This window comes from Bacteroides sp. 11BF (assembly GCF_019633765.1).
GTDB lineage: Bacteria > Bacteroidota > Bacteroidia > Bacteroidales > Bacteroidaceae > Bacteroides > Bacteroides hominis.
The window spans coordinates 245,203-254,984 of sequence record NZ_JAFKPJ010000008.1; the positions used below are offsets into that span (position 1 = coordinate 245,203).

A 9,782-nucleotide genomic window follows, 5' to 3' on the forward strand; every position below is an offset into this window, starting at 1 on the left:
TGATGAATAAATACTTAGTTTAGTTGACGTTTCATTGCATTGCGCAAAGCAATATCATAAGCCTCGTAATAATACTTGATGAAATGCTTCCATAAAGCCTGTTCGGCCACAGCCGCCGCATGCTTGCGGATTTCTTTCACCTCAATTTCCGTTTTACCCGAGAACAGCGCGATCGTATCCTTGATACCGTCGGCAACTTCCGAGTAATTATAGTCCGAACGATGCAGCACCTCTACTCCATTATCAAGGCCATGCTGATTCTTCAGGCTGTTCACCCAAAGACCGAAGCCTGCCAGATCAGTCGTAATGGTAGGTACGCGGAAGGCTACACTCTCAAGCGGAGTATATCCCCAAGGTTCGTAATAAGAAGGATAGACACTCAAGTCTTCTCCCAATATCAAGTCATAATATTCTTTATTCAGGATTCCATCCTTTCCATCCAGATAACACGGGACGAAAATCACTTTCACCTTATCTTCCGGACGGTTTCCCATACCCAGATACTTCAACATGTCCAACACCTGATCGTGGGTCATATTATGCAGCCAATGGGTAATGAAAGGCACTTCAAGCGGAGTATCGAACTTCTCTTTGCTCTTCAGGCGGGTCTGCAAGTCCTCGCGGGGCTCTCCTACCCAACCCGGCACATTGACAAATGCCAGTACGTTCTTCTGCAAATCTTTGTCCCGGTTCAAGCGGTTCAGAGATTCCAGAAACACGTCGATTCCTTTGTTCTTAAATTCATAGCGTCCGCTGGTACCGATAATCAACGTATCATCGCCCATATTGGTTCCAAGAAGTTTATTGGCCACGTTCAACATCAGCGAACGGGCACGTTTGCGTTTACCGGTGAAAGCCGTTCCCTGAGGTACGAAATCGTCCTCGAAGCCATTCATCAGCACTACGTCTGCTGCCTTATCCAGCAACTCTTTACACTCGTTATTAGTGATTTCGCTTACTGTCGTAAAGCAGTCAACATGATGTGCGGTCTGCTTCTCAATAGAGTGCTTCGACTGCATATTCAGTTCCTGGGCCATCTGGTCACCATTATAGGCAAACAGATAATCATATAAGGGTTTATCGTTTCCGGCAATGCTCCGGCCGATAGAGGTAGCGTGGGTAGTGAAAATAGTCCCTATTTCGGGTACGGCCAACTGCACATATAGTGCTCCCAAGCCGGTCATCCATTCATGTGCCTGATAAACAACCTTATCATTTTCAGTCAGATTATAACGATAGAAGCTCTCTACCACTTTTCCGGCAGCATACGAGAACATGGATGCTTCGTCATAATCGCCGTAAGCATGCAACGAATCTACCTGAAAATGATTCCACATTTCAGTATAGATTTCATTCTTTTTCTCAAAGAAAGGCTGAAAATCAACCAGAATAACAATGGGTTCACCCGGAATATTCCAACGTCCGACACGGACAGAAAGGTTATCTTTATTGAGGGCATGTTCTTTCCATGCCGCACAGAGGTTGTCAGATTCTATAAACAAAGGGTTTTCTTTTCCTTGCCACACATCCGGCCCTATGAAGAATAATTTGTCACGGAAGTTAGTTTGCAACGTATTTGCCCTTGTGGACAAAACAGTATAAATTCCTCCTACCTTGTTGCACACTTCCCAACTGGCTTCGAAGATATAATCGGGGGTTAATAAATCTTTTACCATATAAATGTTTAAAACTCTTTTTATTACGCAGGTGCAAAAGTACGCATTATTTATTGAAAAATAGTACTTTATACAAAAAATATAAGCAAAATAGCACAAACAAGCGTTTACAACGAGGTTTCAGAGCATAAAAAAAGACTTAAGTGTTTTTGGAAAACGCTTAAGTCTTTTCAGAAAACACTTAGACGTTTTGCTGAAAACGCTTAAGTGTTTTTATAAATCATTAGCTTATCATTTATGCCAGCGCACTACCGATAAGGAAGGTAGCTGCCAATGCCACGATAGCATAAAGTTCGGGGAATACAGCAAGAATCAATGTGTTGCTGAATACATTATGGCCTTGTCCGATGGCTGCAATACCATTGGCGCAAACCTGTCCCTGGCGAATAGCGGAAAACAGGGCAACCAGTCCGAGGGCAATACCTGCACCCAATACGGCAGAAGCCTGAATGGCAGTTATCTGGGGAGTAAGGATGCCGAAGATAGTCTGGAACATAAAGTAGCCTGCGAAACCATACAATCCCTGTGTACCCGGAAGAGCTGTCAATACAAGAAAGTTACCGAATGCACTATCGTTCTTCTTCAATGCGCCGATAGCAGCGTTACCTGCGATAGTCACTCCGTAAGCACTTCCGATGCCCGACAAACCAACCATAACCGCGATGCCAATGTAAGCAATAAACAAATTCATTTCCATAATCTTAATTTTATTTTTTAATTTATTATTCTACTATTTTTCTTTTTTATTTCTCTATTTTCTGAATGGTTTGTACTCCTTGCCGCCGCCTTCGTAACCGGAATTCTTGAAAAACTCCACGAAAGTCAGACGCATGGGGTGAACCATGGCTCCGAGCACATTCATAAAGATATTGATGGCATGTCCGATAACGAATATCAGCACCATCACAATGGGACCGGCAATCACATTGTCCGGACTCATGCCTACTGCCAAACTGTTGAATACTCCGGCAAGAATTCCTCCTGACAATCCCAGAGCGAATAAACGCACGTATGAAAGAACGTCACCCAACAGCCCCGTTGCCATGTTATAAGAATCCCATAAACCCAGTCCGATATTAAGAAAGATATTCTTTCCAGGACTGTTGAACAGGAAAATCATAATACCGGCAATGCCCATAATGATCAGATGTACGGTACTTCCCATCGGCATCACTTTCGGCAACAGCGCCGAAAAAGCCAACGATAACAGGAGAATGATCCACCCGATCGTCGCAATGGCGTATTTGAAGCCAAACTGGATGGTCTGATTGACAGCCTTCAATACCATACCGAACAGAATCTGCACCGCACCCAAAATCAGTGAGAGCTGGAACATGTCATTATTATCCATAAAGACTGCACTCTTCAGGCGCTGGATGAACGGCCAGGGCAGGTCGTAAATATTGGCACCGAAGAAGGTTCCGGTCAGCAATCCGCAGAAGAAAGTGGAAGTAGCCAGTATCTGAATCAGAGAGATGATTGATTTGGCCGACGGACTCAGTTTCTTTGCCAGCAAACGGTAAGCGGTAGCCCCCACAAACAGGAACAAGCCATATCCGGAATCTCCCAGGCAAAGTCCGAAAAAGATCATAAAGAACGGAGCAAAGAACGGCGTCAAGTCCAGTTCGTTATATTTCGGCAACATGTACAATTTGCAAATCGGCTCAAACCAGGCAAAGAAGCCTTTGTTGTTCAGTTCAATCGGAACATTGTCTTCCGGTGTCGGGTCTGTGATCTCGTAATAAACATGTGCGTCATTCAGATAGGCTTCGATTTCAACCTTACTGGCAGCAGGAGCCCATCCTTCAAGCAACATCAATTTATCACCGGCAGTCTGCTCCGTACTTAAAACGACCTTTGAGAATTCTATTTCAGTCTGCACCTGTTTCAAAGCCTCCTTCAGCGAAGGTATGTCGGTTTCAGACAAAGCAACCAACTTCTTTTCATTCTCTTCAAGTGCAATCCCGGTATTGGTATACTGCATTTCAAGTTGCGCCAATGACTGCGACGGCAGTTTAGCTTGCTCTACATCCAGATCGACTTCTTCTCCGTCTTTGGTCACGGTGACGAAAAAGACCTTTGAAGAAATACGGCAAATAACCATTGCATTATATTCCGCTTCCCATTCTTCTTTGTAGTTACCTTCGGGACAAGTATAGAATCCGACCACATAACCGGCATCTTTCAACCGCTGTATGCCTCCCGGTTCAAAATCGCCCCAGGCTTCCAAGGCATCTTTTTCCTTTCCGCAGATTTGCTGCTGTTGCAACAGTTTACTATGTTCGGTTTGCAGAGCATCTATTTCGTCAAGCACCTGTAGACCACGTTCAGCACTGCCTCCATGGGTTGCAATGACCGCATCTTTCCCATGTTTCTGGTTCTGTAACAATTTCAATGCGGCGGCAAGACGGGCAGAAAGACGGATGTTATCCTGTAACTCGGCATTCTCAGCCGCTCCCTGCTGTTTCTCCACAATATGAACGACTCCGAGTTCCCGAAGACTGTTCAGAAAAGCTTCGTACTCCTTATGATAAACCAGGAATGTGAGTTTCTTCATTTTTGTAATCATGCCTCTGCCTCCTTCCTTTTTTCTTGCTGTGATTTCAGAATCTTTTGCGACGACTTAGACAAATTCTCCTCATCTTCCATGAAGCGTTTTATCTTACGCAAAGCATCCTGATAACCAGGTATCTGTACCTTCTCAAAAAGATTAACTTTCTGAGTGGTCTTTTTCCTCGCATGTTCTAACAAGCCCAGCTTGGCCAGCGTAAACTCACGCTCTATAGCGGTATGCGCCAACTCCTTAAGCAAATGTATACCATCGGCATACCATTTGGGAGCATTAAACAGGCTGTACGGACGAATCTCGAAATCTACATTCTCGAGTAAAGGCACCCTTACACCGGCTATTTTTTTGATACCAAGATGAACATCATTTACTTTTATCAATGAGGTGTCAAACTCATTCCAAAGTGCGAACGTGGCTTCATAAGCCTGGATTTGTTTTTCCAGCCTTTCCTCCAGATCGGCAGCTTCGCTTTTACAGCGCTTCACTTCCATGCGAAGGGCACTCTCCTTATTTTTAATAATCGGGAGGGTACGCACCCGCACTTTCAGTTGCTTCTCGAGCTGCTGAAGGGAGGTTTTGTTATATTGAAACTTTATAGCCATCTCGTTTATTTACTATTTTTTCCAATACTGATCTACCAGTTCCTTCTTGATATTCACTTCTTCCGGACGGAAATATTTGCCGAACAATCCCCATGCCACATCCAGCATTTCTGTCGTATCCAGATTGACGTCGATGGCAAGCAACTGATTGGAGTAGTCCTTGGCAAAAGCTAAAGTACGTTCGTCATAATTGGTCAGGTCAAAACCATTCTCCAACTTCGTCTTGGCGTTAGCGGCATCGGCATACAGACGTACCGCAGCATTCATCACCTGTGGATGGTCCTTACGGGTCTTCTTACCGGTTACCAACTGTTTCAGACGGGACAATGAACGGAACGGATCGACAATAACCTTACCAATATCGCTATCACGACGCAGGAACAACTGTCCTTCGGTGATATAACCGGTGTTATCGGGTACGGCATGCGTGATATCACCGCCGGACAACGTAGTCACAGCAATAATTGTGATGGAACCACCATCGGGGAACTGTACCGCTTTTTCGTAGATTTTAGCAAGGTCCGAATAAAGAGAGCCCGGCATAGAGTCTTTCGAAGGAATCTGATCCATACGGTTCGACACGATAGCCAAAGCATCGGCATACGAAGTCATATCAGTCAGCAGAACCAATACTTTCTGATTGTGCTGTACTGCGAAATATTCAGCCGCAGTCAAAGCCATATCCGGTACCAGCAGACGTTCTACCGGAGGGTTCTCCGTGGTATTCACAAAACTGACGATACGGTCGAGCGCACCGGCATTGGAGAATACATTCTTAAAATACAGGTAGTCATCGTTTGTCATACCCATACCTCCCAGAATGATTTTATCTGTTTCCGCACGCAATGCTACGTTCGCCATCACTTGGTTAAACGGTTGGTCCGGATCGGCGAAGAAAGGAATCTTCTGACCGGAAACCAGGGTATTATTCAAGTCGATACCGGCAATACCGGTTGCAATCAGTTCTGAAGGTTGTTTACGGCGTACCGGATTCACAGAAGGGCCTCCGATCTCGACTTCCTGTCCTTCAATCTCCGGTCCTCCGTCGATAGGATCACCAAAGGCGTTGAAAAAACGTCCGGCCAGTTGCTCGCTTACTTTCAGCGTAGGCGATTTACCCAGAAATACCACTTCAGCATTGGTCGGGATACCTTCCGTACCCTCAAACACCTGCAAAGTCACTTCGTCACCGGCTATCTTTACAACCTGAGCCAGTTTACCATTCACAGTGGCCAACTCATCATAACCTACCCCTGTAGCTTTCAGCGAGCAGGTAGCTTTGGTAATCTGAGTAATCTTAGTATATATTTTTTGAAATGCTTTTGTAGCCATGTTATTATTTACAATTTAGTTACAATCCACTATTTGACACTTCTCTCGGCAACCAACTCCTTCAATTGCTTCTGGAAACCTTCATATTGTTCCGATTTGAACTTTGAATAGTTCATTTGCTTGCAGATGTTAATCATCTTCTTGAAGTAGTCCATAACCCCATTAAAGTTGTCAAACTCAAATTCCGTATGACAGATGTCTATCACCATGTTCAAGATAGCTTCCTGGCGCTCCATCGGAGTAACGGCGTCAATTTCATCGAATGCATCCTGTTGCAATATAACGAAATCAATCAACTCCGACTTCCAGAAAATGACATGATATTCTACCGGCACACCGTCATCACCCAAGATGTTGATCTGCTCGGCAATTTCCTTACCACGCTGCAAACGCGTTTTGATCTCATTCACTTTACCGATCCATTCGTCGTTGATGTGTTCGGCAATGTATGCCTCAAATTCAGGATATTCGATATATTTAGAATAAGAGTCGATCGGATTCACAGCCGGATAGCGCTTCTTATCGGCACGATCCTGCTCCAGCGCATAGAAACAACGAGCTACCTTTTTAGTATTTTCAGTCACAGGTTCCTTCAGGTTACCTCCGGCAGGAGATACCGTACCGATAAAGGTAATAGAACCACTCTCACCGTTATTCAGTTTTACATAACCTGCACGACCGTAGAAGTTAGAAATGATTGAGGACAAGTCCATCGGGAATGCATCCGGTCCGGGCAACTCTTCCATACGGTTCGACATCTCACGCAATGCCTGTGCCCAACGGGAAGTAGAGTCTGCCATCAACAGGATCTTCAATCCCATCGCACGATAATATTCGGCAATCGTCATAGCCGTATACACAGAAGCTTCACGGGCCGCTACCGGCATGTTCGAAGTATTGGCAATAATAATGGTACGCTCCATCAGCTTACGTCCCGTATGTGGGTCCACCAGTTCTGGGAACTCAGTAAATATTTCCACAACCTCGTTCGCACGTTCACCGCAGGCGGCAATGATCACAATATCGGCCTCTGCCTGTTTAGAGATAGCATGCTGAAGTACGGTTTTACCTGTACCGAACGGACCGGGAATAAATCCTGTCCCCCCCTCTACTATCGGATTGACAGTGTCAATCACACGTACACCGGTTTCAAGCAATTTAAACGGACGCGGTTTTTCTTTATAATTCGTCATAGCCCTTTTTACCGGCCACTTTTGAATCATATTCACTTCAACGTTGTTTCCCTCTTCGTCTACCAAAACAGCAATTACGTCCTCAATCTTATAATCGCCTTCAGGTACAATCGATTTCACCGTGCAAACACCTTTCTGCGTGAAAGGTACCATGATCTTCAATGGCTGGAAGTTTTCATCCACCTGTCCTAACCAGGCAGATGCTTCCACTTTATCCCCTACATTGACAAGGGGAACAAAATGCCATACACTTTCTTTATCCAACGGATAGGTATATTGTCCTCTCTTCAGGAATACGCCATCCATCTTATCAAGGTCGTTTTGCAGACCATCGTAATTCTTCGATAACATACCGGGACCTAAGGTCACCTCAAGCATGTGTCCGGTAAATTCGGCTTCGGCTCCCACTTTCAATCCACGAGTGCTTTCGAACACCTGAACATATACATGTGTACCTACGACCTTAATCACCTCCGCCATTAATTTATCGCCACCGGTTGAGATATAACAAATCTCATTTTGAGCTACCGGTCCATCAACGACGAGGGTCACCATGTTGGCAATAACGCCACTAACAGTTCCTTTTGTTGCCATATATTTTTTTAATTTATTTATCCGAGTTTGGCAGGATTACCTGAATTCTGCGGGAATTTGCACTTCATTCTTCAGTGACTCTATGATACTGCAGAACAGTTGATTTCCTCTTTCCTTATCCAAAGAGATCCAACGTTCAATCATTTCCAGTTTCAATAAGAAAGCAAAAATACGTTCGATGGTAAAATAGTTGAAGAAAATAGCTTCCTCCATCCAGTTCCACCGTAAAGCATCCAACTTCTTCTCGCGTTCTACCAGTTCTGTTATTTCACTGATTTTCACTAACTGATCCAGAAAATCCACTTCACCGGAAAGCCCGAAATCACGAGCTCCGGAAGTTCGCAAAGCCTCACATATTTCCGTATCACCCACTATATTGCGGGCAACATCCCATTTATACTTCCGAGCGGTCAATGCCACAAGGATATTGTTAATTGTAAGATTGAATTCGAACCAGGAAGCCACAAACTTATTTCCGCATTTCATTGCATAATCATAATAAAGTGCAGCCAGATGATCTTCCAGTAAAACAGCATTCTCTGCCGGAGTATTGAAATAGTCGGAAATGAAAGTAGCAAGATATGCAGGAAATTCTTTAGTACTGATTTCTCCTCCTTCTTTAAGAACAGAGATATATTCAGCAAGTTCCTCCGCGGAGAAATTTCCCCGGGTATCAATGGCGGCTTCTTTATCTTTCAGAAGCTTCAGTACATTGGCATTATCAAACTTCAAATAAAACAGATCAATTAATTTTTGATCTGAAGCTGACAAGCCCGTGTAAATTTCCGTTTTAAAATCAGCTACTGTATAGCTCAGCTTACTGTCCTCAAGTGTGAGTTCCGGCAAACCGGCTACCAAGTAATAATATTTACTCATAACGCATCCCTTTAGAATAACATTTCTACCAACTGAGGACGCAGGAATGCTTTAAAGTAATTCATAAATTCCTCTTCTCCGAAATTCACTTTATATGAACCGTCTGCAGGAGATACAGAAAACAATGCCTTAATACCATTCACTTGTTCTATGGTAACACCTTTGTCTAACAATGCTTTAGCATTGGCCGCAAAATACTTTCTTAAAGATTCCGCATCAGAAGTTGAGATGATAATCGGCTCGTCTACGCTCCATTTGGAAGCCAGAGCTACGATAAAAGCACTCAGAAAATCTTTATTCTGTGCAAACTCCTTTACCGGTGCGGTCACAATTTTATCAGTTACCATAGTGGCTATTTCTGATTTCAACGCATTTACTGCCTGACCGGCAAACAGTTTCAACTCTGATTTGGTATTCTCTGTCAGTTCATCGGCAGATTTACGAGAGGTGGCAATAATTGATTCAGCTTCTTTATGGGCATCTTCAACGATTTTTTTAGCTTCTTCCTGAGCATTCGCAATAAGACGGCGGGCTTCTTCATTACCTTTTTCGACGCCTTCGCGATAAATCTTATCGGTCAACTCTTGAATTTTGTTTTCCATATTCACGGACTATTTAGAAGTTTATATTATAATATCTAAGTGTTTCTCATCAGATTCTCGCCAAAAGTACAAAATTCAATCTGATAAAAAAAGAGAAAAGAGGAAGAAAACTGTTCGTAATCGCGAAAAGAAGCGCCTAAAAGTAAAGGTTATGACGATCCCGACACATTTATCTTCCCGTTTCATCTTTTCAGATGATGGCAAAGATAAACAGTCTGATAATACATCAAACATTGAATTATGATAAAACCGGAAAAATGAAGATTGAGTCAGGAGTATATGGGATGAAGCCGATAAAAAGGTTATCAGGGGATATTGCTTATACCCAAAAACAAGTC

8 protein-coding genes are annotated in these 9,782 nt (G+C 43.7%); all 8 read right to left on the reverse strand.

The features are described 5' to 3' along the window. Positions 1-14 precede the first annotated feature (14 nt). A complete protein-coding gene (locus tag JZY04_RS10895) occupies positions 15-1,676 on the reverse strand; it encodes a glycosyltransferase (protein WP_005778464.1) in 1,662 nt (553 codons plus the stop codon). Positions 1,677-1,911: 235 nt separating this feature from the next. Next, entirely contained in the window at positions 1,912-2,373 is a 462-nt protein-coding gene (locus JZY04_RS10900) for a V-type ATP synthase subunit K (RefSeq protein ID WP_002562679.1), read from the reverse strand. Between the two features lie 54 nt (positions 2,374-2,427). Next, positions 2,428-4,245 (reverse strand): V-type ATP synthase subunit I, encoded by a 1,818-nt coding sequence (locus tag JZY04_RS10905; protein ID WP_005778468.1) that lies wholly within the window; start codon positions 4,243-4,245, stop codon positions 2,428-2,430. Beyond that, a complete protein-coding gene (locus JZY04_RS10910) occupies positions 4,242-4,847 on the reverse strand; it encodes a V-type ATP synthase subunit D (protein WP_122143504.1) in 606 nt (201 codons plus the stop codon). The genes JZY04_RS10905 and JZY04_RS10910 overlap by 4 nt, the downstream gene beginning before the upstream one ends. A 12-nt stretch (positions 4,848-4,859) precedes the next feature. Continuing rightward, positions 4,860-6,179: a V-type ATP synthase subunit B gene (locus JZY04_RS10915; RefSeq protein WP_005778472.1), complete on the reverse strand. Its 1,320-nt coding sequence runs from the start codon at positions 6,177-6,179 to the stop codon at positions 4,860-4,862. Between the two features lie 29 nt (positions 6,180-6,208). After that, positions 6,209-7,966 (reverse strand): V-type ATP synthase subunit A, encoded by a 1,758-nt coding sequence (locus JZY04_RS10920; protein ID WP_122143505.1) that lies wholly within the window; start codon positions 7,964-7,966, stop codon positions 6,209-6,211. A gap of 36 nt (positions 7,967-8,002) precedes the next feature. After that, the gene (locus JZY04_RS10925; RefSeq protein WP_122143506.1) at positions 8,003-8,842 is read right to left on the reverse strand and encodes a DUF2764 domain-containing protein; all 840 of its coding nucleotides are present in this window, start codon (positions 8,840-8,842) and stop codon (positions 8,003-8,005) included. Positions 8,843-8,853: 11 nt separating this feature from the next. After that, positions 8,854-9,444, reverse strand: a complete 591-nt coding sequence (locus JZY04_RS10930; RefSeq protein WP_005778476.1) for a V-type ATP synthase subunit E family protein — start codon at positions 9,442-9,444, stop codon at positions 8,854-8,856. Positions 9,445-9,782 lie beyond the last annotated feature (338 nt).